This window comes from Streptomyces actinomycinicus, assembly GCF_016741775.1.
Classification (GTDB): Bacteria; Actinomycetota; Actinomycetes; order Streptomycetales; family Streptomycetaceae; genus Streptomyces; species Streptomyces actinomycinicus.
The window spans coordinates 1-25,268 of record NZ_JAERRK010000035.1; the positions used below are offsets into that span (position 1 = coordinate 1).

17 protein-coding genes and 4 pseudogenes are annotated in these 25,268 nt (G+C 67.6%); 14 read left to right on the forward strand and 7 right to left on the reverse strand.

All coding sequences use genetic code 11. The features are described 5' to 3' along the window. A pseudogene (locus JK359_RS37190) lies at positions 1–385 on the forward strand (dienelactone hydrolase family protein); the annotation flags it as partial. 1,805 nt (positions 386–2,190) lie between these two features. Then, positions 2,191–2,997: an IS5 family transposase gene (locus tag JK359_RS37195; RefSeq protein ID WP_236679053.1), complete on the forward strand. Its 807-nt coding sequence runs from the start codon at positions 2,191–2,193 to the stop codon at positions 2,995–2,997. Here JK359_RS37195 and JK359_RS39640 read toward each other — a convergent pair. Next, positions 2,939–3,442: pseudogene (locus JK359_RS39640) on the reverse strand (hypothetical protein). The gene JK359_RS37195 and the pseudogene JK359_RS39640 sit on opposite strands and share 59 nt — an antisense overlap. A gap of 425 nt (positions 3,443–3,867) precedes the next feature. Here JK359_RS39640 and JK359_RS37200 point away from each other — a divergent pair. The 5 genes and pseudogenes from JK359_RS37200 to JK359_RS37220 all read left to right on the forward strand — a co-directional run. Continuing rightward, positions 3,868–4,980, forward strand: coding sequence for a glycosyltransferase family 4 protein (locus JK359_RS37200; protein ID WP_201844059.1), 1,113 nt, complete (start codon positions 3,868–3,870; stop codon positions 4,978–4,980). Positions 4,981–6,035: 1,055 nt separating this feature from the next. Beyond that, the gene (locus JK359_RS37205; RefSeq protein ID WP_201844060.1) at positions 6,036–6,845 is read left to right on the forward strand and encodes a hypothetical protein; all 810 of its coding nucleotides are present in this window, start codon (positions 6,036–6,038) and stop codon (positions 6,843–6,845) included. Between the two features lie 1,115 nt (positions 6,846–7,960). Next, positions 7,961–8,905, forward strand: coding sequence for a hypothetical protein (locus JK359_RS37210; RefSeq protein ID WP_201844061.1), 945 nt, complete (start codon positions 7,961–7,963; stop codon positions 8,903–8,905). Positions 8,906–9,147: 242 nt separating this feature from the next. After that, positions 9,148–10,479 (forward strand): hypothetical protein, encoded by a 1,332-nt coding sequence (locus tag JK359_RS37215; protein ID WP_201844062.1) that lies wholly within the window; start codon positions 9,148–9,150, stop codon positions 10,477–10,479. 52 nt (positions 10,480–10,531) lie between these two features. Beyond that, positions 10,532–11,728 (forward strand): annotated as a pseudogene (locus tag JK359_RS37220) (IS701 family transposase); the annotation flags it as partial. On the opposite strand, the pseudogene JK359_RS37225 reads toward JK359_RS37220, so the two are convergent. Then, positions 11,723–11,824 (reverse strand): annotated as a pseudogene (locus tag JK359_RS37225) (IS5/IS1182 family transposase); the annotation flags it as partial. The pseudogenes JK359_RS37220 and JK359_RS37225 overlap by 6 nt on opposite strands. Before the next feature lie 869 nt (positions 11,825–12,693). Between JK359_RS37225 and JK359_RS37230 the strand changes: the two are divergent. Beyond that, a complete protein-coding gene (locus tag JK359_RS37230; protein ID WP_201844063.1) occupies positions 12,694–13,449 on the forward strand; it encodes an AAA family ATPase in 756 nt (251 codons plus the stop codon). 122 nt (positions 13,450–13,571) lie between these two features. On the opposite strand, the gene JK359_RS37235 is transcribed toward JK359_RS37230, so the two are convergent. After that, on the reverse strand, positions 13,572–13,877 hold the full coding sequence (locus JK359_RS37235) for a hypothetical protein (RefSeq protein ID WP_307788448.1): 306 nt from the start codon (positions 13,875–13,877) through the stop codon (positions 13,572–13,574). 82 nt (positions 13,878–13,959) lie between these two features. Then, a complete protein-coding gene (locus tag JK359_RS37240) occupies positions 13,960–15,543 on the reverse strand; it encodes an SEL1-like repeat protein (protein ID WP_201844064.1) in 1,584 nt (527 codons plus the stop codon). Positions 15,544–15,928: 385 nt separating this feature from the next. On the opposite strand from JK359_RS37240, the gene JK359_RS37245 reads away from it, so the two are divergent. The 3 genes from JK359_RS37245 (at position 15,929) to JK359_RS37255 (ending at position 19,272) form a co-directional block, all read left to right on the forward strand. Then, complete coding sequence (locus JK359_RS37245; protein WP_201844065.1) at positions 15,929–16,180, forward strand: plasmid mobilization protein; 252 nt, start codon at positions 15,929–15,931, stop codon at positions 16,178–16,180. Continuing rightward, positions 16,177–16,560, forward strand: coding sequence for a fic family toxin-antitoxin system, toxin component (locus tag JK359_RS37250; protein ID WP_201844066.1), 384 nt, complete (start codon positions 16,177–16,179; stop codon positions 16,558–16,560). The genes JK359_RS37245 and JK359_RS37250 overlap by 4 nt, the downstream gene beginning before the upstream one ends. Positions 16,561–17,010: 450 nt before the next feature. Then, on the forward strand, positions 17,011–19,272 hold the full coding sequence (locus JK359_RS37255; RefSeq protein ID WP_201844067.1) for a WD40 repeat domain-containing protein: 2,262 nt from the start codon (positions 17,011–17,013) through the stop codon (positions 19,270–19,272). Between the two features lie 356 nt (positions 19,273–19,628). On the opposite strand, the gene JK359_RS37260 is transcribed toward JK359_RS37255, so the two are convergent. Beyond that, positions 19,629–19,925: a hypothetical protein gene (locus tag JK359_RS37260; protein ID WP_201844068.1), complete on the reverse strand. Its 297-nt coding sequence runs from the start codon at positions 19,923–19,925 to the stop codon at positions 19,629–19,631. A 30-nt stretch (positions 19,926–19,955) separates the two neighbouring features. Here JK359_RS37260 and JK359_RS37265 point away from each other — a divergent pair, with 30 nt between their 5' ends. After that, a complete protein-coding gene (locus JK359_RS37265; RefSeq protein WP_201844069.1) occupies positions 19,956–20,210 on the forward strand; it encodes a hypothetical protein in 255 nt (84 codons plus the stop codon). Here JK359_RS37265 and JK359_RS37270 read toward each other — a convergent pair. After that, the gene (locus JK359_RS37270) at positions 20,184–20,582 is read right to left on the reverse strand and encodes a hypothetical protein (RefSeq protein WP_201844070.1); all 399 of its coding nucleotides are present in this window, start codon (positions 20,580–20,582) and stop codon (positions 20,184–20,186) included. The two genes, JK359_RS37265 and JK359_RS37270, sit on opposite strands and share 27 nt — an antisense overlap. A 918-nt stretch (positions 20,583–21,500) precedes the next feature. Next, positions 21,501–21,746, reverse strand: coding sequence for a hypothetical protein (locus JK359_RS37275; RefSeq protein WP_201844071.1), 246 nt, complete (start codon positions 21,744–21,746; stop codon positions 21,501–21,503). A 1,322-nt stretch (positions 21,747–23,068) separates the two neighbouring features. Between JK359_RS37275 and JK359_RS37280 the strand changes: the two genes are divergently transcribed. Further along, positions 23,069–23,605: a phospholipase A2 family protein gene (locus JK359_RS37280; RefSeq protein WP_201844072.1), complete on the forward strand. Its 537-nt coding sequence runs from the start codon at positions 23,069–23,071 to the stop codon at positions 23,603–23,605. Between the two features lie 1,297 nt (positions 23,606–24,902). Next, the gene (locus tag JK359_RS37285) at positions 24,903–25,247 is read left to right on the forward strand and encodes an NUDIX domain-containing protein (RefSeq protein WP_201844073.1); all 345 of its coding nucleotides are present in this window, start codon (positions 24,903–24,905) and stop codon (positions 25,245–25,247) included. Positions 25,248–25,268: the final 21 nt, after the last annotated feature.

Here is a 25,268-nt window from a genome sequence, read left to right on the forward strand (position 1 = left end):
ACAGCCCGAGACCAGCGCCGGACCCGTCGCGGTGACCGGCTACTGCCTAGGCGGCCTGCTGGCGGTGCGCACCGCTGCGGCCCACCCCGGCCAAGTGGCCGCCGTCGCCGGATTCCATGCCCCCGTGGGCGCCGCCGGGCCCGACACCCTGCGCCGCCTCGGCGCCAAGGTCCACTTCGGCCACGCCGAAACCGACCTGACGTCCGAGGGCCTCGGCGAACTCAACCAGACCTTGGCCGCCGCGGGTGTCGACTACACCTCTGAGATCTACCCCGACACCGTCCATGGCTTCACCATGGCCGACACCGACGCCTTCAATCCCGCGGCGCTGCAGCTACATTGGGCCCTGTGCATCATGAAAAATGCACGTCAGATGGTCCGGGGCGGTAGTCCACCGACAAGGTCATCCGTCCGCGATGCCCCCTGTGAGCTGACCGCGCCCGGTGAAGGGATCGCGAGAGGTGAGGATGGCTACCCCGGCCAGTTGTCAGTGCCCGCCCGTAGCCTCGAAGAGGGAGTCGTGCTGAAGGGGGCCCCATGGCAGTCCGACCCTGTTCCAGGTGCGGCAAGAATGAGAGTGCCAACCGCAAAGGCAAGCCAGGACGCTGTGTTGAGTGTATCGATGCGATCTACCGTGCACTCAAGGTAGATCCAGAGGGGACGTTTGTATCTCCTGGGGCGCCGAGGAACTACCGGTGCCAGACCTGTGGCAGGCCTGGGGCGGTTTCGTACAAGGAGATCCAGTCGCGAAGTATTGAACTCTGCGACTGGTGCGTCGGTCGCCGCATGTATGAGGATGGTCTGGCGCGGGACCCAGAGCACTGGCTGATGGACCAGAGCGACGTGGCCCGAATGGTCCGCGAAGCAGGTTTTGAGATGGTGGATGGGTCTGGGATGACACTTGCCGAGAGTCAAATGGTCAGCCGCATCGGGGAAGTTTGGGAGTCGATCGATGTCATGTGTGTACTCTGTGCTGCCCCGAACACCTTCAACGCCGTCCGCATGCTTTCGAGTTCGAGTAAGCCATGGACGCAGTGCTATGCATGTTTCACGTCAAAGTTCGCTGGTTGGCAAAGTGAGTTCTATAGCAAGTTCGGATTGATTCGAGAGCACGACGGGTATGCGAAGCCATCGGATCCAGTCTCTGCGCACTGTGCTGAGCCCGACTGTGGTGCGAGCAGGAAGGTCTCCATCTGCGCGCTCGCTGCTGGCGCCCCTCCTTGCTTGCGGTGCGCAGAGGGGATCGACCCGCATCTCCCTCACTGGGTATATCTGATCCACTTTCCCTCCCTTGGGCTGATCAAGGTCGGAATCACGCATAGCGAGCCGAGGGTGTATGACCGCGTCGCTGCCCACATCTCTCGGGGCGGTGTCCCGATTGATCAGTGCCTCGTTCCGAATCGGGAGGCTGCTCGCACTGTTGAGGATTGCATATTGGAGTCGATGCGCCAGCACCTACGCCCCGGAGATCCGAGAGACTTCCCTCAAGGAGGGTGGACTGAGACCTGGGTCGACAGTGCTCCCTCCTTGGACCTCCGCGCGATGATTGATGAAATTGCCACCCAGAAGGCCCCTGGATTCGATCGAAGGGCAAAGGTGGAAGATGCCCCTTCATCGCCGGCAGTGGACGGCAGCATGCACGGTAGGTTCGTGTTCTCTGAGGAGGTTTCGGAGAGTGGAGAGGTCACTCATACCGTGACTTTTGTTCATCCACTGCTTGGGTGATCAATTTCTGTCCTCGCTTCGCTGTATTGGAGTTGGACAGGTGGTGTGGAGTGGTACGAAGTAAGGCGCCAGCATGGGCGTATGACTGATCTTGATCACCAATGAGCGGTGTGCATCGCGAAGCCGCAGGTCGCGGGTCTGGTGTGAATGACGAGTGGGGCACTCGCGCCGGTCGGTGGCCAATGACCTTGGTATAACTGCCTGTTCTCTGTCCGCTCGCGTGGTCGATCGGGTTCGAACAGCGTCGTGGTTCGAGTGAGTTGGCCGGTCCGCGTGCATGGAAGAAGGGCCTCTTGGTAGCTCGCGGTTGTTGATTCCAGCGAGAAGCAAGAAGACCTGTTGTCGAAGTGTCGCGTGGTCGTGGTTGCCGGGTCCAGTTCGTCCACTCGGGGGTGTGACTGCCTCGCTCACAGGTTCGGTAACGCGGTCGACCGGGCAGATCGCCGGCTCCGCGACGGCTCGGACATGAGCGACGCGCAGTGGGCTGTGGTGAAGAATCTGCTGCCGGTTCCCGGATGGCTGGCGGGTCGCGGCGGACGGCCGGAGGGCTACTGCCACCGGCAGATGATCGACGCGGTGCGCTACCTCGTCGACAACGGCATCAAGTGGCGGGCGATGCCTTCCCACTTCCCGCCCTGGCCGCGGGTCTACGCCTTCTTCGCCCGCTGGCGGGACACCGGGCTGACGGCCGAATTGCACGACCGGCTGCACCAGGCGGTCCGCCAGGCGGAAGGCCGTGACCCGGAGCCGAGTGGGGCTGTGGTGGACTCGCAGTCGGTGAAGGCGGACGCGACCGTTGCCCACGTCTCACGAGGGTTCGACGCAGGCAACAAGATCAACGGACGCAAGCGGCACCTGCTGACCGACACGCACGGGCTTCTCCTGGCCGTGCAGGTCACACCGGCGTCCGTGACCGACCGGGACGGCGCCCGGATCCTCCTGCCGCCGGCAACCGGCCGCTTCCGGAGGCTGGCGCGGGTCTGGGCCGACGGCGGCTACACCGGTCACCTCACCGGCTGGACCAGCCAGCATCTCGGGCTCGTCCTCGATATCGTCCGCCGGGGCAAGGACGTCAGAGGCTTCCAGGCACTGCCCCGCCGCTGGGTCGTCGAGTGGTCCTTCGCCTGGCTTGTGCGCAGTCGGCGCCTGGTCCGGGACTACGAACGACGCGCCGACACCAGCGAAGCCGTCATCCGGTGGTCGATGATCGCACTCATGAACCGCCGCCTGGCCGCACGACCTCATCGGCCTGCTGCCCTGCCGGCAGGGTGAACCTTCCGGGCTTTGCCTCCACCAGCCAGCCACGTTCCACCAGCCTCTTCAACCGTGCTCTCGCACCCTCGACCCGCCAGGCGGAGGCACTGTCCCAGCCGAGTACCACGGCCGCCCGCCGGGCGCCCAGCCCGTCGTCTCCGGCCTCTGCCGCGGCGGATCACCGCCTGGTAGTCGAGCGACAGGTCCTCGACCCCGGCCGCGTTCTTGCGATGCGGCACCGCACGGCGCGGGCTACCGGCTTCCGCCGCGACGGACCGCCGACCGCCATGGCGGGTGCGTCCTCCTCGGCCAGTGCCTCCAGATACTGCTCGAGCCCGATCACCCGCCGTCTGAGGACCTCCTCGGCGTCCGCCAAGTCCTCCCGCCCCCACTCGAGTTCGGCTTCGAGTTCCTCCACCCGCACCATCGCGGCCTTCCGCCGCGCTCCCAGGACCGCCCGCATCGACGGCATCCGACACCCCCACGACAACTCGGTCAGCAACGAGTCGAGGCTTCCGTGGCAGCCGCAATCCCATGTCTGACCAACGGAATCCGCACACGAGGTTCGGAAAGAGAACGACCTCTGAGGCGCCCGGACCAGTCGCTCCGGCGGTCAAGTGGCTTGTGTAGGTGCACCGTTAGTGCTTCCGCACGCTCCCTCACACGATGGACACGCTCCGCATTCCTCCAGACACGAAGGGTAGTTGAGTGGGACGTCGGCGTTCTCGTCACGGCACGGGAGTCGTGCGGCTCGCCATCGTCACAAGGCATTCACGGCCCTCTGGCTCGGCCGCGGCGTCTTTTTGACCCCTTTGGAGGGAGTTCTTGCTGGTGGACACTGTGATGTCCCGCCCGTACCGGCTGACCACGACGCCCAGGGGGCGGTGCATGTCCATTGTGGCCCGGGTGTACGGATATCCACCGGACCACAACGCCGGATCCGAGTGGATGCTGCACTCGATGCTCCGTCCTCTGGCCGAGCGCGGTCACCGGGTGGAGGTGTGGCTGTCGCACCCCGGGAGGATCGAGAAGAGCTACGAGGTCGACGGGGTGCAGGTCGTCCCCTACCAGGAAGGCATGGACTTCGCCGCTCACGCCCAGAAAGCCGACGTGCTGTTGTCCCACTTCGAGAACGTGCCCCTGGTGGCAGGGCTCGCTAGAGACCGGCTGATCCCCCTGGCGGTGATCTGCCACGACAACTTCGCCGTGAGCTTCCACAACGCGGCGGGAGCCGACCTCGTCGTCTACAACAGCGAGTGGATCAGACGGGACGGTGAGATCTTCTACGCCCGTTACCCCCGGGAATTCCTGCCCAGGAACAGCATCGTGGTGAGGCCGCCGGTGCTCGCGGAGGAATACCGTACGGAACCCGGTGACCGTGCGACCCTGGTCAACCTCAATGCTGACAAGGGCGGCGAGGTGTTCTGGCAGATCGCCGCATGGACCCCGGAGTGGAATTTTCTCGGTGTCCGCGGCGCCTACGGGCAGCAGGTCATGCCGCCGCCGCGGCTGCCCAACTGCGAAGTGGTCGACGGGGTGCCCGGGCAGCGGATGCGCGAGCACGTCTACAGCCGCTCGCGCGTCGTGCTCATGCCGAGCCTGTACGAGTCCTGGGGGCGGGTGGCGGTGGAGGCGTTCGCGTCGGGCATCCCGGTCGTCGCCCACCCGACCCCCGGGCTCGTCGAATCGTTGGGCGAGGCCGGGATCTTCGCCTACCGCGACGACCTCCATGCCTGGATCCATGCTCTCTCGTCCCTGCGGGACCCTGACAACTGGGCCCGGGCTTCCCGCCGGGCTAGGGCCCGCTCCATCGAACTGAGCGCGGCGCCCGACCTCGACCTGTGGTGCGACGCCGTCGAAGCACTGGGCAGGACGAGCCGACGCCACGGACACGGAGGGCGCAGACGGGCCATCGGCACGCTCGTCGACGCCACCGACATGCGCCCCAGCCCCGGGGACGGCATCGCGGATCCGGCAGCCGAACGACGCACCTGCCCCTGACGGTAAGGCACAGCACAAACGGACCACGGCCTCACCACCGCAGGCAACGACATCGAAGAGCACGGCAACAGCCCGGAAGAAAGTCCTGGCAGGCGCCAGGACTTTCCTGCAGAGCTGTCCGCCTGCACTGCGAGGCATGGCCATTCCAGTCCAGCTGCAACGAAGGGACGCACACCATGACCCAGGAAACCCTCCTTCCCTCCGCCCCCCAACCCGTCGCTGTCGAATCCGGTACGGCCATCGCGGAGACGGCCAGCGCACCCATCGCCCCGTACACCCACATTCGCCGCTTCAACCATTCCGGCGGTGTCGAGAACTTCACCGTCCCCCCGGGTGTCACGACCATCAACGCCCGCTGCTGGGGCGGCGGAGGCGCAGGAGCTGATACCGGGGGCGCAGGCGGATACGCCACCGGGAACATCGCTGTCGTGCCGGGGGAAACGCTGCGGGTCGTGGTCGACCTGGGAGGAGGCTTCAAAGGCGGTGGCGGTATGAGCGGCTTGTACAGCCAGCGGCTGGGACAGACGCTGCTGATCGCCGGTGGAGGTGGAGGGGGCAGCGCGGCGAATGCCCCCGATATCCGCGGTGGTGCGGGCGGCGGCATCAGCGGCTCCGCCGGCCGGATCTCCTCGCGAGGGGGGCGGACGGGGACGGCTGCGCATGGGGCATCGGGTTCGACGGGCGGTGCCGGTGCGTCCGGGGGCGGGCAGCAGGCGGCCCGCGGCGGCAACACCGGCCACAACGGCGGCTCCGGTTCCGGCGGCCAGATCCCGGTCCCGGGTATGGGGGGAGGCGGGGGATCTGGGATCGGGGTTGGCGACGCCTCGGCAGGGGGAGCCGGCTACGCCGGTGGCGGCGGGGGCCTCAGCATCGGCTCGTCCGCAAGCGGCTTTTTCAGCGGCGGCGGGGGCGGCAGCAGCTTCGTGGACGGCCCCGGCGTCACGGAGGGAGTCACTCTGCCCGGCCAGGGCACGCAAGCGGGAGGCAAGGACGATCCTGTCTACCGGTCACCCGTCGGCGACGCAGGCCACCACGGCCAAGTAGTGCTGCAGTGGATGGAGTACACGGTGACCCGCGGCGGGCCGCCCGACGTGGAACTGACCCGCGGCGGGCCAGCCGGATACCCCGGCGTACGTGTTGAATCCGACGCCGCCTTCCACCCCGTGTCCGTGACCGTCGCCCTCCCTGCCGATCACGACCTGCTGTTCGGATCCCAGACGCTCGCCGACCACCAGCTCACAGTCCACAGCACCGGCCAGGAACCCACCCCCTACCCGGGAGAACTGTCACCGGACGGAACCACGCTCGTCTTCTCGGACGTCCACCTTCAACTGCCCGGAACCACCGTGATGTGGGTCGCCGTCAGTGCCGACCACGACGCCCCGCTCGGAGCCACCAGTCTCACCTTCGCCGTCGGCGGAAAACCCTCCCCTTCCACCACTGTCATCGTCACACCGGCCTTCACTGTCGCGCCCAGTGGCGGCCCGGTGACTGCGGAGAGGGCAGGATCGCCCAGGTATCCGGGCGTCGAAGTACGCAACCGAGGGTCGCAGGACATCCCGCTGCAGACGGTCACTGCAGCTCTGCCTGCCGACTCCGCCATGCGCTTCGGGACGCACGGCAATCCCGATCACCAGCTCACGGTCATGGACGGCGCCAGCTCCAGGGCCTATCCGGGGAGCATCGCCGACGACGGACAGATGCTGACCTTCTCCGAGGTCGACCTGGCCATCCTCGACGACGGATCTCGGTCCGTGATGTATGTCTGCGTGAGCGCCTCCGATGACACACCCCCGGGCCCCACCAACGTCCAGTTCACCATCGGCGACCGCACCTCACCCTCCACCACTATCGACGTCGTCTGACCCCCGCTCACGCCTTTCCCGCAAGCAGACGGCCCTGCCCTACGCGAGCGTCGAAGGTCTACGGGCCAGCACGGACGGCAGTGCTGTCGGAAGGCCGGCCGGGCGCAGGCCAGCGGCAGGTGCGGTGGCGTGAGGCGGACCGGCGGCTTCGGAACTCTGGTCTGACGCCGCCCGATAGCAGGCCCGCACAGGCAACCGACCGGCACGCCCGGCGACCCCATCGAACCGGGCCGCACCCCTGCAGCCGACGCCGTGCCACCGGGACCCGGAGTGCACCCGCATCCCTGACCATGCTGCGCAACACCAGTGAACCAGCACTGAATCCATCAATCCGCTACGAAAAGGATGCCGCCATGACGCAAGGCACCCTCAGCGCCGCGCCCCAACCCGCCGCCGCTGTCGAGCCCCGTACGGCCGTCGCGGAGACGGCGAGCGCACCCGTTGCTCCCTGCACCCACATTCGCCGCTTCAACCATTCCGGCGGCGTCGAGAACTTCACCGTCCCTCCCGGTGTCACGACGATCAACGCCCGCTGCTGGGGCGGCGGAGGCGGTGGGGCCACACAAGGAGGCGGGGGTGGTTTCGCCACCGGGAACATCGCCGTCGTCCCGGGCGAGATCCTCCGCGTCGTGGTCGACCTGGGCGGAGGCAATAGCAGCGGGGGCGGAATGAGCGGCCTGTACAGCCAGCGGCTGGGACAGCCACTACTGATCGCCGCAGGAGGCGGAGCATGCATCGTGACGGATGCACCCGATGCCCGTGGCGGTGCGGGCGGCGGCGTCAGCGGGTCCGACGGCCGGACCTACTCGCGAGGTGGGCCGACAGGGACGGCTGCGCGCGGAGCATCAGGTTCGACGGGCGGCTCCGGCGCGACCAGCGCGACCGGGAACCGCGGAGGACACGGCGGGAACACCGGCCAGAACGGCGGTCCCGCTTCTGGCGGAGGGAGCGGGGGCCAGATCCCGATCCCGGGTATGGGGGGAGGCGGGGGAACTGGGAATGGTAACCCTGGCTCCCTGGGCGGAGGGGCCGGCTACGCGGGCGGCGGTGGAGGCTTCGCCTACGCCTCTTCGGAGCGCGCCTTTGTCAGCGGCGCCGGGGGCGGCAGCAGCTTCGTGAACGGCCCCGGCGTCACGGAGGGATCCACCCTGCCCGGCCAGGGCACCCAAGCCGGAGGCAAGGACGATCCCGTCTACCAGTCCCCCGTCGGTGACGCGGGCAACCACGGCCAAGTGGTCCTGCAGTGGACCGAGTACACGGTGACCCCGGGCGGGCCGCCCGACGTGGAACTGACCCGCGGCGGACCAGCCGGATACCCCGGCGTACGTGTTGAATCCGACGCCGCCTTCCACCCCGTGTCGGTGACCGTCGCCCTGCCCGCCGACCACGATCTGCTGTTCGGATCCCAGACGCTCGCCGACCACCAGCTCACCGTCCACAGCGCCGGCCAGGAACCCACTCCCTACATGGGAGAACTGTCACCGGACGGATCAACGCTGGTCTTCTCGGACGTCGACCTTCAGCTGCCCGGGAGGACGGTGATGTGGGTCTCCGTCAGTGCCGACCACGGCGCCCCGCTCGGAGCCACCGGCCTCACCTTCACCATCGGAGGAAAGCCCTCCCCCTCCACCACCATCGTCGTCACACCCGCCTTCACCGCCTCACCGGGCGGCAGCCCGGTGACCGCGGAACGAGGCGGATCGCCCCGCTACCCGGGCGTCGAAGTACGCAACCCGGGATCGCAGGACATCCCGCTGCAGACCGTCACCGTGGCCCTGCCCGCCGACGCGGCCCTGCGGTTCGGCACACCGGCCAACCCCGACCACCAGCTGACCGTCATGGACGCCGGCGCCAACACCATTGCCTACGACGGAACCGTCGGCGAGGACGGCCAGGCACTGGCCTTCACCGACATCGACCTTGCCATCCCCGACAACGGATCCCGCGCAGTCATGTGGGTCTGCGTCAGTGCCGACGACGACGCACCGGTGGGCAACACCCACGTGGACTTCACCATCGGCGACCGCACTTCACCCTCCACCGCCATCGAAATCATCTGAGGACCGCGAAGGCATCCCAAGCGTTGCCACGGAAGCAGACCGCACGGGCGGTGAGGACGGATTCAGCCGGTCGCCGACCGCGCGGGCCACCTACGGGTGGCGTCGCCGGCGCTGCCGATGCGCCAGCACAAACCCGGCAGCGGCCGACGGGTGGAGAGACGACTCGTCCCTGCATCCCGCCAATTACGTCCTGGTCTGAGCCTCGCACGCTCAATCAGGGCTTTCCAGCAAAGGAGATCAGCATGATCGATACAGCGACACGCGAAGACGCCACCTCAGCGCTGGAAGCGCTAAGGAACGGGATCGAGACACTGGGCTGCGCGAACCGGTTCGCCGTCTGGGACTCCGAGTTCCGCTACGACGGCCGTCTGCGCGTCCCGGTGGGCGTGAAGATCACCAGGGTTCGCTACGCATACCTCGGCAACGACAAAGCTGAGACGGAGGCAGTCCAACTTCTGCGTGGCAGCATGGGTGTGGACCAGCAGTACGAGGTCATCGACCTGACGTTCCTGGCGGACTCCGACGTCATCACCTTCACCCTGCGAGGCGACCTCAACGTCGACGCAGCGCCCGACAAGGGCCAGTACAGCAAGACGTACCCGATCCTGGTGAAGGTCGACCTCAGCAACGGCGAGACTCGCACGGCCAGCCCGCAGGTGGAGGTGCTCTGGCCCGAATACATTCCGGACCAAGGCAGGATCGGGCGCCCCTTCGTCCGCCTGCCCTGGGACTATGTCTGGGGCGGAAATCCCAACAGCCAAGCCGGGTTCGGCTACGTCGCGGACAGCGGCTACATCCCCGGTGACAAGCTCATCGTCGACCTGGTCAACCCGCGCCAGGGCAGGGACGTCCCTGGCAGCCACAGCGACTTCGTCTACTACCAGCTGGTACACGAGGACGGCACCCCGTCCCGCCTCACCGCCACCCCACGCATGCTGAAGGTGGAGGGGCACGCCGATGCCGGGACCGGCCGCAAGCAGACACTGGGTGTCATCGACCTTCGCGAGGCAGGTGACAAGCCGGGGTACTACCGCTTCCTGGTGTGGCCGCAGGCCACTGACTCCAGTGGCGAGGCGAGCGCGACCAGCTGGGACCCGAGCAAGCCCGAAGACGCCTTCCAGGTCGGCAGTGTCTACTACCGCTACACCGCCCCTCACGGCGCGGGATTCTCGGTGAGGCCGGGCGGTCCGCCGGACGTGAGGCTGGACAGCGACCATTCCGTCGGCTATCCGGGGGTGCGGCTGGAGGCCCAGGACGGCCCCGTACCTCTGCAGTCCGTCCGGGTCACTCTGCCCCAGGGTATGGGGCTGCAGTTCGCCGAGGAGGGCAACCCGGGCTACCAGTTGACCGTCCAGGACGCCGACGGCACTGTGAAGTCCTACCAAGGGCAGTTGTCGAGGGACGGGCAGACGCTCACTTTCGAGAAAGTCGATCTGTTCCTTCTGGCCAGGGGGTCCAGGTCCACGGTCTGGGTGGCGGTGAAGGCCACCGACGCGACCACCGCCGGGCGCACGTCCCTGACGTTCCAAGTAGGGAGCCAGGGCAGCCAGTCCACCCCGATCGAGGTCTCCTAGTAGTGCTTCGTTACGTTGAGTAATCTCGGCTGATCGTGGGCAGCTTTCCGGAATGAGGTTGGGGGAAGTGGACCGGCTCCGGGGCGACTTGGTCGAGTACGTTGCCGACGTGTTCGGGTCGTTTCCGCGGCGGGATCAGCGGCGGTGGGGCGAGTGCTGTCTGCGGGGCCTGATGCTCGACGGCCGGCGCAAGTCGATCCAGCCGATGGCCGAGCGTCTGCCGGACGGGAACATGCAGGCCCTGCAGCAGTTCGTGAACCAGTCGCCGTGGGATCCGCTGCCGGTCAGGCGGCGGATCGCCGAGCGGCTGTCCGCAGTTGTCGGGCCCGAGGTATGGGTGATCGACGACGTGTCGTTCCCCAAGTGCGGCAAGGCGTCGGTCGGTGTGGCCCGCCAGTACTGCGCAGCGGTCGGCAAACGGGCGAACTGCCAGGTCGCGGTCAGTGTCCATGCCGTCACCGACACCGCCTCGTGCCCATTGGAGTGGCGGTTGTATCTGTCGCGTGAGTGGACGGACGAGCCGGACCGATGCCGCAGGGCAGGAGTCCCCGACGACGTAGTGCACCGGGAGAAGTGGCGTCTCGCGCTCGGCATCCTGGACACACTCACCGAATGGCAGTTGAAGGCGCCGGTCGTGGTCGCCGACGCCGGCTACGGCGTCAGCACCCCGTTCCGGCTCGGTCTCGAGGAGCGAGGGCTGTCCTGTGTCCTGGCCCTGAACGGGAAGGAAGTCGCCCACCCGGAGGATGCCGAGTCTCACCGGCCTGCTTGTGGCGGGCTCGGACCACCCACCCTTCCCCGCTACCGCACCCCACCTCGAGCCGTCTGCGTCCTGGCGGCGGAGGCGGGTGCGCAGCGGTTCACCGAGGTGACCTGGAGGCAGGGCAGCAAAGGCGTGATGACCTCACGGTTCGCGGTGCTGGCAGTGCGGCCCGCGGGCAAGCAGGCCATGGCTGCGGCTCAGGAGGCGGGCGGCGGCCGCAACCGGTGGGACGGCGTCCTGCCCGTCCAGACACTCCTGGTCGAATGGCCGGACGGCCAGGACACCCCGACGGAGTTCTGGATATCGAACCTGCCCGCCACCACACCGGCCCGCGATCTGGTGCGGTGGGCCAAGATGCGCTGGCGGATCGAGCACGACTACCGCGAACTCAAACACGGCCTGGGACTGGACCACTCCGAGGGCCGCACCTGGCGCGGCTGGCACCACCACGTCACCCTCGTCACCGCCGCCCAGGCATTCCTCACCTGCCTGGCCGGGCGTGATGACGAATGCGAGCGGGCGGCAGCGGCTGCCCGCAGCGAGATGGATCTTCGTGGTCAGTCCGCCCCGGGACCGTCCGAGGGCATGATGGTCCGGCTCGCCGGCCGGGGCCCCTTTATCGACGGCTGGCCGTCCCGTGTTCCCTTCACTCACTTGGCAGTGCCGTCATTTCTCTTCGACACTCGCGAGCTGGCTGATCGACAGCTGACTGCGAAATCGGTCGACAATCGCTGTTCCTGGCGATGAACGAAGCCATCTTCAGAGTCAGCAGGCACGGACCGGGGGCGTACGTACGGGTGTTGGTGACCATCTCGCTGACGGCCAGCTGCACCATGCCCATTGCCCGGGCGGACGCCGGGAAGCCGTGCACGGCCTGCACGTCGGTCAGGAAGGAGCGGGCCAGGTCACGGGCCTGACCGATCTCCTCACTGCCCTCGAAAGCAGCCGAGACCGATATGGGTCAGTCCACGAGCGGCTGCTGGCCCTCATCTTGCCCAGCGGGGTTCATGCAGTCCCCCTCACCTTCCGAAGCGCCGGTTCTTGACCACGGCGTATACCTCCGAAACCTCCCCGCACACTCCCTCTACATAGCGATGTCCGGCAAGGCTTCGCCCGGCATGGGCGGCGAGTCGCCGCACTCGTCGGCTGGGGAGCCAGCCTGGTCGACGCGGCGCACATCCTGCGCCCGAAAGTGCTCACACCCGACCCACGTCACCAAACCTCCATCTAACGCGAACAGGACCCGCCGACAGCGGTGAACAGCCCCCGGCGACCTGCGGGACCACTGGATCACGCCCACCAGCAATCGTGAAGGTCACAGACCACGGCGCGGGTGGTCGTGGCGTGGTAGCCGCTCCCATTAGTCCGGAGGTTGTCAGTGCCTGGATCTATGGTCAGAGCATGACTTCGACAGACCCTGCTGCATCGGACCGGACGGGAACGGGGAGCCGATGACCCGCCACGGCGAGGGTTTTATCCGTTATGTCGCACTCGATTCGCGCGTGGACACCGACCGGTACCCCTTCAGCCTGCCGGTCGTCACCACTCTCGCCTGCCTGGACAGGCTCGATCTGGACCCGGCGGTGACGTTCCTTACCGGCGACAACGGCTCGGGCAAGTCCACCTTGATCGAGGCGCTCGCCACGGCCGCCGGGTTCAACGCCGAGGGCGGTTCCCGGTCCTTCCGGTTCACCAGCCGGGCCACCGAGTCCGATCTGGGCGATCACCTGACTGTGTGCTGGAACCGTAGACCTCGCACGGGTTTCTTCCTGCGTGCGGAGAGCTTCTACAACGTGGCTACCGAGATCGAGCGGCTGGACGAAGGCTCGGGGGAACTGCTACACGCCTACGGCGGCCGGTCCCTGCACGAACGCTCCCACGGCCAGTCGTTCCTCGACTTGGTGCACCACCGTTTCGGCCCGAATGGTCTCTACGTACTGGACGAGCCGGAGGCAGTCCTGTCGGTGCAGGGATGCCTGGCGATGATGGTCCGCATCCGGGAACTCCTCCAACAAGGATGCCAGTTCGTGGTGGCCACGCATTCGCCGATCCTGCTCGCCATGCCCGGCGCACGAATTCTGCAGATCGAAAGCGACGGCACCATCGAACAGGTGGAATATGAGCAGGCCGAGCCCGTCGCTTTGACCCGCGCGTTCATCAACCACCCTGACCGCTTCCTGGACCGGATGTTCGCCGAGGAGACATAGAATCAGGATGTACCACTCGTCGGCGCCCGTGTACTGGACGGTGACGCACGTGCTGCGCACGTCACGGCCGGGAGTGGTGCGGACGGTGAGGTCCCCGGTGATGACATCGACGTCATCGGTCATTACTCCGCCCGGCCCAGCCGTGACTTCGTCCTGGTACCAGGCGGGGTTCGCGTCGTCGCTCGTGACTCGCACGTGTCCAGCATCTCGTTCAGTTTGTTCTCCTCCGCCTCGGTGGTGTTGAGGTGGTACACGTACTTCACGTAGGTCCAGGCCTCGCTGTAAGTGCACCAGTAGGAGTGCAGGGGCGGGGCCCACTGGTCGGGGGACTGGTCGCCCTTGGCCCGGTTGCTGGAGGCGGAGACCGCGATCAGCTGGGGTTCGATGAGGTCGTTGGCGAACTTCTGGTGCAGCGTGGTGCCCCCCACTCGTCCGCGCCGGGGCGCCAGGCGTTGGCCAACTTCTCCTCCCTCGCCGCATTCAGCGCCTACCGCGACATTGACGAGCGCGTCATCGTCCTGCTGGACGAAGCGGGCACCAGCCTGCACGGCGAGGCCCAGGGCGATTGCCTCCGGTACGTCTACGGGGAACTCGGTCCCAAGCAGCAGGTCCTCTACACCACCCTCTCCCAGCACATGATCGACTCCACGCGGTACGAGACCATGCGTGCCATGGGATGGTGCGTTTACGGTTTGCTCCTGGAAGCCGTGCATGGTTCCGGCCATACCCATGGCTCGGCGGCCGCTCCCTCTGCTTCAAGGCCGTTCGCTGAGGTAGGGCGATGTCTCCGGCGTCGGCGGCGGCGCGGTACAGCCGTTCGGCCTCCTCCTGGTCCCCGGCCTCCTCCCGCATCTCCGCCAGCCACGTCAGGGCGGATGAGCCGTTCCTCGCAAACAGCCCGCCGGAGGAGTCTCCAGCGTGACGGGCGAGCCGCTCGGCTACCTCCCAGTCACCAGCCCCGCCCCGCCTTTCCGCCAGCCGCTTCGAGGAGGAGGTGCTTCCCGCGTCGGCGGCGGCGACGTACAGCCGCTGGGCCTCCTGGTCCCCGGCCTCCTCCCGCCTCTCGGCCAGCCACGCCAGCCCTGAGGGCTCTCCGGCGCAGGCGGCGACGTACAGCGGTTCAGCCTCCTCCTGGTCCCCATCTCCCTCCCGCATTTCTGCCAGACGCGTCAGCGCCGAGGGGTCTCCAGCTTCGGCGGCGACGCAATACAGGTGTGCGGCGTGGCGGAGCCGGTGCCGCACGGGGGCGGCGTAGGCAAGCCCCGCAAGGGCATCGGGACTTTGTAGATGGCGGGTGGCGGCGTTCCAGAAGGTGGCGGGCGGGCAGAGGAACCAGCGGGTGCGACGGTCGTGGTGTTGGAGATAGTCGGCGAGGCTGACCACGCCGGCCAGCGCACCCATACCGGAGGGGCAGGGCACGTCCTGAAGTGGCCTAGTGATCTGTTTGATCAGGATTGGGGCGTGAGTGAGGGCGCCAGCGAACCAGGTGTTGGGGTCGGCAGCGGCACGTTCGCTCCCGGTGAGGTAGCCCTGCGCCGCATCGTGCAGGAAGGTCAGCGGCAACGGCCCGATGATGCCGGGGCGGTGGGCGTCCATTGCTGCGCTGATTAGGGCCTTGCCGTAGATGCCATACAAGCTGTGCGGGGCTTCGTAGTGGTCCACCAGCTGGGGTCCGGCGGCCAGGACCTGGGCGATGTCGGCGCCTCCGGCATTGAGGGCGCTGGCAAGGGACGCGTCATGGCTGACGGCGTGACGGACGGCGTCCAGGTGTTCGGCGAAGGAACTGGGAAGGTGGACGTAGTGGGCCTGAGACAGCAGCGCCCGGGCCTGCCGGTGAGGGTCGTCGCTGGAAGTGGAGGCGGTGGTGAGGGCCTTGTCGTGGTCGGGCCACAGGGTGGCGAGCGCGACGAACGGGCCATCGGCGTCGAGGCGGCGTAGCAGTGCGGCTGCGGCAGCCTCGTCGGCGGAGCCGTCCAGGTAGTGCTGGGCCTCATTCAGCCACAGCACGGTGCGCGGGCCGAGGGCGTCCGCGGCCAGCATGGCCAGGAGGCTGTCGGCGTCCGTGGGGAAGAACAGTTGGAAGTCGTTCGGCACCGCCGTGAGGGGCCTCGACCGCGGTGCAGGTCTTGCCGGTGCACGACTCCCCGCGCACCACCACCAGCAGCGACGCATTGTCGGCCACTGCGGCAGTCAGACGTGCACGCGAGCGGTCGTCGTGGGGATCATCCCCGCATGCGCGGGGAGCACCGGGGAATGGCGCCCCGCATCCTGTGGGACCCGGGACCATCCCCCCACGCGCCGGGATGGTCCGCTGCCAGGTGAGCGAGTGGCCCAGGGCTTCGTGCTCCTCGCGTCCGCGGGGATGGGCCCCTGGCACCCGTTCCCATTGGGGTGTCTGTTTCTCGGCGCCGAGTGCCGTTATCGGGGGGAGGTGTGGATTCGGCTGTAGCGGTGTGTACGGGCCGCTACGCTGGCGGGTATGGGGAAGAAGCAGATCAATGTCCGTGTAGACCAGGACGAGTACGACGTGATTGCGGAGCGGGCGGCGGCGGCCGGCATGGACGTGTCCGAGTACGCCCGTCGGGTGCTGGCTGACGAGGGCAACGACCTGCGGCACCGGTTCCTTGGTGCGGCCGAGCACTTCGCGCAGGAGTGGGGCCCGCACTTCGCTGAGCGGTTCGGCCACCCGGCCCCGGAGGCCAAGGACAAGACGCATGGGCGGGCTGCGTGATCCTGCACATCGACCGTGCCTGGCTGCTGGACCTCGCGCACCGCAGCGTGCCAGGCGACCCGGACGTGCTCGACTTCGGCACGCTTCAGGCCGCGGTGGCCCGGCACGCCGACAAGGTGATGGACCGGCCCGTGTACGCGCAGATCCACCACCGTGCGGCCGCGCTCATGCACCAGCTGATCCGGGTGCCGGCTCTGGAGTACGCCAACGAACTCTTCGGCGCGATTGTCGCGGCCGCGTATCTGTCGGCGTCCGGCGCGATGGTGACGGTGGATCACAAGCAGGCCGCGGACCTGGCCGAGCGGATCGCACGGGACGGGCTTGATGTGCGGGAAGTCGCGGACGAGATCAAGGGATGGACCTACCGGCCGCAAGGCTGAGCCGTACCTTGCGGAACTTGCCGTGGCGGCAGGTGGAGTGCTTCCCGCGCCCGCGGGGATGGTCCCGAGCCGCTTGCTGGGTTCGATCGGGAATCCGGATGCTCCTCACGCCCGCCGGGGATGGTCCCGACGGGCTGCGTGCGGCGAAGCCACTGGCGGCATGGGGGCCAGATGAGGCGATCTCCGCGTTGTTCGCCGCCGCCCACGTCCCGGGCGCCTCGCCGGCCCCTACCCCCTGCCCGACAGGCCGGCACCTTTATGTGGGGGAGCCCGGGATCGTGAGGCCGCCGGGCCCGCGGGGGGCGGTGCACCTGCCGGTCGGATCCCGCATACTGGCTGCGATCCGGCGCCGTGCCGCCGGCGGGCGTCTACGGGCCGGGACGGCCAAGCCGGAGGTACTTGTTGAGCAAGCAGTCCTCCCCACCGCCCTGGTCCCGGCTGGAGCCGGCCGTGCTGACAGGCATCGCCCGTCAGGCCGCCGAGACCGGGAAGCTCGATGAGTTGCTGACCGACACGGAGTTTTTGGTCTGTGCCGAAGCGCAAGGACTGCTGCCCCTGCTGGCACATGCGCGCAGTGCACCAGCCCGCTTGGCTGCGGCGGTGTATCGCACCTCCCTGCCGCGGCACGCCGGGGCCGGGCCGGACCAGCGGCGGTGGCTGCTCAGTCTGGACGCAGTCCGTTGGGGTGCCTGGGTGCTGGCCGCGGATCTGGCCCGGCCCCTGGACGCGCCTTCATGCCTCTTCCCATGGCGCGTGCGTTGGGCCACGGGATCCCAGACCAGCCCCCGATTGCGAGGCTTCCTCACCGGTCACACCAGCCCGATGACGGCGGTGGCGACGGCAATGGTGGAAGGCCGTCCGATCGCCGTAACCGGCCACGACGACGGCTCCGTACGGCTTTGGGATCTGCACTCCGACGCGCCCCTGGGGCCGCCCCTTACCGGTCACGACGGCACGGTGGAGGCCATTACCACTGCCGAGCTCGACGGCCGACCGGTGGCCATCACCGGCAGTAGCGATGAGACGGCGCGGATCTGGGATCTGCGCAGCGGCACACCGCTGGGTAATCCGCTGGCCGGTCAGAACAGTCCGGTGACAGCCGTGGCGACGGCAATGGTGGAAGGCCGTCCGGTCGCGGTCACCGGCAGCGACGACGGCATCGTGCGAATCTGGGACCTGCGCGGCAATGTGCTGCTGGGCCGCCCATTGGAGCACCCGTTCTGGGACGACGGCGTGGAAGACGTGGGCTGGGCCGTGACAACGGTGCTGGACAGCCGGCCAATCGCTGTCACCAGCAGCGATGAGACGCTGCGGGTCTGGGACATGTCCACCGGCGAGCAGCGGGACTATCCCGGAAATGACGCGCTCTGCGCCGAGTGGGTGACCGCGTTGGCCGCGTGCATGCTGCAGGGCCGTCCGGCGGCCATCACTGGCCGTGGCGATGGCACCGTGCAGGTCTGGGATCTGGGCACTGGGCAGCTGAGCCGGACTCTCACCGGCCACGACGGCGGGGTGCGGGCGGTAGCCACCGCACTGCTGGACGATCGGCCCGTTGCCGTCACCGGCGGTGATGACTGCACCGTACGGGTCTGGGACATCCTCACCGGCGCACCGCTGGGCGAGCCGCTGGCCGGTCATACCCAGCCGGTGCGGAAGGTGGCGATCGGCACGATGGACGATCAGCCGCTCGCCGTCACCGGCGCGGACTATGACACCGTACGGATCTGGGACCTGGCGCTCAGCCCACGACTCGGCAACCCCGTGCGCGGTCACAGTGACTGCGTCAGAGCGGTCACCACGGCAGTGCTGGAGGGCCGGCCTGTGGCCGTCTCCGGCAGCAGCGACGGCACCGTACGGATCTGGGACCTCCACACCGGTGTACCGGTGGGCCAGCCGTTTACCAGCGGTGAGGAAGGCGGGATGCAGGCGGTGGCCACCACCGTCCTGGACGGCCGGCCGGTGGGCGTCACCGACGGCGATTGCGGCACGGTCTGGGTCTGGGACCTGGGCACCGGTGCACCGCTGGACCAGTTCGCGTGCCACGAGGGCATGGTGCAAGCGCTGACGGCCACCGTCGTTGACGGCCGAGCGGTAGCCGTCACCAGCAGCGACGACGGCACCGTGCGGATCTGGGATCTGCACACCAGGGCGCTGCGCGGTGGGCCGCTGCCCGGCCATGCCGACGAAGCGAAGGCAGTGGCGACCACAGTGGTGGACGGCAGGTCGGTCCTCCTCGTCGGCAACGAGGATTGCATCGTGCGGATGTGGGACCTGCACACAGGCGAGCAGCTTGAGCAGTCGCTTCAGGGCCACACCGCCTGGGTGCGAGCCGTGGCGACGGGAACGCTGGACGGCCGGCCGGTGGCCGTCACCGGTAGCCTGGACACCACAATGCGGGTCTGGGATCTGCATACGGGCGAGCAACTCGGTCGGCCCATCAGCACCGGCCCGGCGGGAGGCCCCGGCACCGACTGGGTAAGCGCGATGGCCATCGCAGCGGTGGAGGACAGGTCCGTCGTCATCGCCAGCCTCCACGATGCCACGGTGCGGGTCTGGGACCTGCACACAGGCGGGCAGTGGGGTGCTGCCACGGTGTTCCCGCAACCGGTTGGCGCTCTGGCCTGGCACCCTGGTGGCGGGCTGGTGGTGGGCTTCGGATGGGAGGTCGCGGTTGTGGAGCCTCGGCCGCAGAGCCCGTCGGGCCAGCGCTGAAGAGCGTCGGACACCTGCGGGACGGGCGACTCCCCGACCCAGTACGCCCAGTACACGAGGCTGGCCGCCTCGCCGGCGTCGTCCGCCAGGGCGGTGCGGATGAAGTACTCCATGCGGTCCCGGTCGCCGGTGTCGGGCGGCGACCGCGGCCACTGGCCGGTTGGTGAGCCAGGCCGTCAGCCAGTCGTCGGGGCGCTGGCTGCGCTGCTGGTGGGCCAGCCACTGCCCGGTGTCCGCCTCCCGGTCATAGCCCGCTAAGTAGAGCGCCTGGCGGCGCAGCAGGAACTGCCCGGGCCCAAGCGCCTGCTCGGCCGTCGTGAGTATGCGGGTGAAGAAGGTACGCCGGCCGAGCCTGGTCACGCTGTGTCGAAGTCCGACCGGGGCCGGACCTCGACGACGAAGTCCGCGTCCGTCGTGTCGCCCTCCTCGTCGTGCCAGAGGAAGACCCGCACGTGCATCGCGTGGTGGAGGCCGGTCCTCTCCCACTCGGTCATCAGGTCGGCGACGATGCGGCCGATGGCATGCCTGGCGCCCTCCTCCGTGTCGGCGGCGGTGATGGAGCCCACCCACCGGTCGGGGTCGCCGTAGGGGCGCCATCCCTCGGAGCCGTGCGGCTCGAACACCCGGAACGCCCAGTCCGTATTGGTGTTCATAACACCGATCCTGTCACCTCAAGGAGCCGCATGCGCCGCATCGGATCGACGTCCGCCCAGCGCGGGTGCGGAGCGAACAACAACTGCCCGGACGTCTTGGAGCTGGAGGACGGCGACTTCCTCGTCATCGGCAAGCTCCGCCTCCTGACCGCACCGGAGACGGAGCGGATGAACGACGCGGGCGCCTCCATCGGCGAGGACGAGTCCGTGGTCCTGGTGCCACGCGACTGCATCCTGGCCGCCGCGCACCAGCTGGAGTCAGAGCAGGTCGCCGGGGCTGGGTGACAGAGGGCGACCGCGACCCGATCGGTAGCGCCGGTGCCGGACACACACCTGCTGCCAGCGCAGCAGATACCGCACCGCCCGCACCGTCTGCCCGGTGCGCCGCGCGGTGCACAACCGGCACCGCGAACGCCGCTTCTCCCACCACCGCGCCTGCGCCAGGCCGGCCTCCCTACCGGTGCTGATCTTGGGGTCATCCACGGTGAAACGCGGCCAGGGCCGGGCCAGCACCGTCGGCTCGACCCCGCACAGCTCGCCGAGCACATCCCGCCCGGCTTCGTTGAGCAAGATCTCCGCGTCGGCCCGTGGGCCGCCGCCGTACAGCCGGGCGGGGGAGTTGCGGCACGTCCACTGCCGCAGCACACTGATGGCCATTCTTGCAAACTTCGAATCCCCATCACCGCACGCGACTGCTCCGTGATCGCACGGGCCGGTGGTGCCAGCGCCGCCTTGACCCTCCCGGTGGGGCGAGTGCAGATGCGAGTGGAAGCCGGTCGAGGCCGGGGCGCGGCACCCCTGTTATGTCGTTGTGGGGCGGGCGCCGGGTGTGAGAGGGCCTGGCCGGTAGGAGGCGTGGACGTCTGCCACTGTCTGATGCCAGGCTGCCGGGCCGGCGTCCGGCTGCCGGACGAGGTGCTGGTAGTGCGGGTGCGGCATTCCGCTGCTGGTGGTGATCAGGGCTGCCAGTGGCAACCCGGCTCCGGAATGGGCGCAGGCCGTGTGCAGGACCCGCCGCTGCTGCTTCTCGCTCAGGCCTTGCAGGCCCTTGGCCTGCGCGCACGCCTGCCGCGGGCCGTGTCACCGCTCCGATAGCCCCTCGCCGGAGGCCTGGCGGCGCCAATGCACGCGGGAAACCTTCGGCGTGATCTGCATCCACCGGGCGAAGTCCCGCGCATCTCGGCGGCTCGCCCGATCCCACGCGACGCCCCATCCGGACAGGAACCGCCACCATCGCAGCATGTCCATGCCGTAGAAGCGGATCGTGGTAGCCGGACGCGCGTTGGCTTGAGCTCCGCGATGAACGTCTCTACCGGGGCGACGATCGCGCCTTCCGCATCGAGCAGGACACATGGCCACAGCGGGTCCGCCGTCTCGATCAGTGCACCAGCCTCCGGCAGCACGAAGCCCGCTAAGTCCCGGGCAGCATCGTCCGTCTCAAACATGGCCGGGAAGCTAGCACATAGGGCCTCTGACCAGCGAATATTCCTTGCTTAGTTCAGTCAACGGCACCGCTGCGGCTGGAGTCGCTGCGTACCGGGCGGATGCGCACCACCGCACCGGTGCGCATTCACCCTACGGTGGTGCGGCTGCCGGGGGGCCGGCTGCGGGGTGCACGGCGTGCGCCAGCACCAGGCGCTCGTTGCGCATCGCCTGCAGGGCGTTGGCGGTGTCCGGGACGACGTTCGCCGTGAACCGGATGATGCCGCTCCCGTCCACGGCCGTGACGGGCCATTCGATGTCCTCGGCCAGCCGCAGCAGGACGAGCGCCGGCTCCGGGTCCGCTTCCGCCCGCCCGGCGACAGCGGCACCGCCACCCATCTAGAGCGCTTGGAAGTAGTTCAAAGTCCGCTCTACCGGATGCGCTTTGGGCGCCCATGGCCGATCACCGCCGTCCGCACCACGCCGGGTCTTCCGTCACGCCATCTTCCGCGCGGTCGGCCTCTGACCCTCACGGCTCCGTCGCCGGCTCATCGGCTGCCTGGGGGAGTGGGCGGTCGCTCATGTACATGCCTCCAGCGTGCCGCCGCCTAAGCGGATGCGCATGAGTAGGCGTACTCATGTCAGGCCGTTGCTCGCTGCGTTCCCTAACCGCTGCGGCGACTTTGCCATATCTTTGCATAGTTGCTTGATTTGAGGTAATGCTGAGAATTCACCACCCACGGTCAGAGTGGTATGTTAAAATGACTCCTTTTGTCCCGCTTGATTCTTCCCGTCCAGGCGGCCGACTCTGCCCGCATGCCGCTCATTTAGTGCTTCGAGCGACTCGCCCGCTTGCGAAGATCGCCGGAGGCATGTAGCAATTGCCCTGGGGGTGCGCCGCTGGGCTGCGGACGGGCCAAGCGAAGCGCACGGGCAGTTCCCGGACCAGGAGCTGCTTGCCATATCAAGGGGGACAATCGCATGACGCAAACCTGTCATCGCGCGGGATTCATATATCCTGTGCGTCAGGGTGATCCATTCATTCCCAAGCGGCTTAGGGCTGACCACAGCTGACTGCCGCTGGCGTCTCGGTCCACGGATAGGACCTCTTTCGAACATGCAACGGCTACCCTGACCAGGTGGCTTGCTTCATGCTTCGAAGGCGGTGTATCTGACGGTGAGAGAAGAGCAGCAAGTCGAGGCAAAGGCGTCTGTGTCCAAACTGCGCAGGAACATGTTTCCAGCCCGAGCCGCTCAGTCTGATACGTAGTCCCGGCAGGGATGCGTATTATCTTTGACCTGTTGCTCTGGTGCCTTTTACTGATTCGTATCAGCGGCGCATCTCCCGTTGTCCTTCTCGTGTGGTTCCGTCATGCCTTGGTTATTCGATTAATTCATTCACTGAGTCTACGGGGAAAATGTGAGAAAGCTCCACCTGTACGGTTCCATGGCTTCCGGCCTCGTCGCCGCTGTGGCAATTGGCATGTGTACCGGTGTTCCCGCCCATGCGGATGACGGCGACGCCGTCGCCGGTCGAACCGTCGCCGCGGCCGACGCAAGCAGCGTCGGAATGTCGACGCAGATCGCAGATCCGGAAAACCATTGTCATTGGATGCCACGGCATCTCACCCACCTACCGGTTCACCACGGTTACACCCGCACACGGGAGTCTCGTGCCCTCAGAGACCCCTGCCGGCGGCGAAGTAACGAGTGACGTGGTGGTGACAGACGAGTCCGGCAATTTTCTTGGCGGCTACGACGCCCCCTGGGCGTTCGATGCGGACAACCATCCAGTCCCCGCGAGCTATCGCATTGAAGGCTCGGACCTTATCGAAACCGTCAAGCCCAGAGCGGGTACCAAATTCCCGGCGGCTCTCAACCGTCCGCTCTACTCTGCGGTCACTGCTGATGGTCCCGCTTCTGACGGTGATGATGCCGGGCTCGTCGCAGCCTCAAGCGGAAAGGTCACCGTACCGTCCAACTATGTCTACAACCCCAGAAAGGGTAGCCTGCACGACTATTGCACCAGCTCGCCCGACACTTGGGGCAAGGCCGACTTCCGCGGGCCGTGCGCCCGGCGCGACATGTGTTACGGGAAGAAGGGAGACCATAAAAAGGCGTGCGACGCCAACCTTTTCGTTAACCTCGCTCATAACTGCGAGTACGCTTACGGCTCGTGGAATCCCCTGCGCTGCGAATGTCTGACTGTTGCCGCAACGTACTGCGACGCCGTCACTGCTTTCGGTGACGGCCAGTAGGTACCTTTTGCGGTTTCCTGTCGGAGACGCAAGTTACCTACTCCGTCACCGATGTTCGCGAGCCGGCCCAGCCAGAGAAAAATATCGGAGTGAACCGGATGTGACAGCCGAGCTGGAAGCTGCTGTCTTCCGACCGGTCTGATCTCAGTATGGCATGCAAGATATCTACCTGCCGTATCCTAGGAGGCATCGAAGTGTCCCGACTCTTGAAAGTTGGCTTGGCTAGTCTCGCCGCGAGTCTATGTGGCGCGGCAGTGAACTTGTGGGCGCGTAATGCATTCCCCGATCAATGGGGAGGGCCAAACATCGGTGGCGGAATGCTGCAGCTGCTGTTTTACGCTGGTATAGCGGCAGGTGCTGTCATCATCGTGACGAGCCTCATTCAGAAGCGTAAGTCGTAGCAGAGCTCAGCCTGCGGGGCATGAGGCTGCTTCCTTGAGCAGAGGAACCCGGGACAGCGGACACGTGTTGCGGTGTCGTCTCCGCGTGGGGTGGTGCGCGCCTCGCGGTCGGAGGTCCTCCGGCTCTCTGCTTGAGAGCGCCCCGTAGGGTCTCGGCCCCGGCCCAGGGTGGCGCATTCAACGTAGTGGCGATCGGCGCGGGTGGGCCCGGCGTCTGGCGGGTGGCATTGCCCCGTAAGGCCGGAAACCGGGACCCGGACAGCAGCGGCCCGGAAGAAAGATCCCGGGGCACGACGACGGCCGGGGCACCTGCTGCGGGCCTTGCGCTGTAACACCATGGAGAGACTGCGGTGCCCTAAGGCATCTGCTGGTCAGGCGCAGAGGCCACCTTCGACGGCTGCGCGCCGGGACAGGCGCCCCGGGGCAGTCCAGGGCGTGACCGGTCCGGCCGGGTGTGCGGTGTACGTGGCGTGCATCGGGGCGCGCCGCCGGCAACGATTTGCTCCGCTGGAGCCCTCCCAAGGCCACACTCGACCTTGTAGGCCACACGCAATTGGGGCCAGCACTGGACGGTCTAGGGCCTCTTACACCCATGGACAAGCTGACGACGAGTAACCAGGCCACATACGTGTGGGGCACCTTGTTGTTCGGCCAGAGCATCCTGGTCCGCGCCAGGCCTGACCTCAGGCCGCTGGATGCGAACCTGCTCCTAGGAGATATGAGACAACCGCGGAGCCGGCCTGCGAGGCAACGACCGCGGTGCCCGCGATCGCGGTCGTCATGGCCCCGGCGAGGACCAGACCGGCGAGCGAAGCCCACATGGCTACGTTCGAACGCGCCGCCCCCCGCTGCACCCCCTGTGGAGCTGCGCCGCGCCCGAGGTCACCAGGAGAGCCATGACCATCCCTGCCCAGCACCTCCAGGACCTCGTCACCGGCTACCTGCGCGGGCACCCCGACGAACAGCCGCTGCTCCAGCCCCTCCTGGACCGTCTCACCGCCGGCGCCAACGTGACCGACAGGCGGGAGTTCGACGGCCACGTCACCACCTCGGGCGTCGTCATCAACGACGCCGACGACGCCCTGCTCATCCACCACCTCGCCTCCGGCCGCTGGATCCAGCCTGGTGGACACCCGGAGGATGCGGACGGCACGCTCGGGCAGGCCGTCCGGCGCGAGATCGCTGAAGAGACCGGCGTCACCGAGCTGGAAGTGTTCGGCGACGGCACGCCCTACTGGTGAAGAGGCAGTGTTCCGACCTTG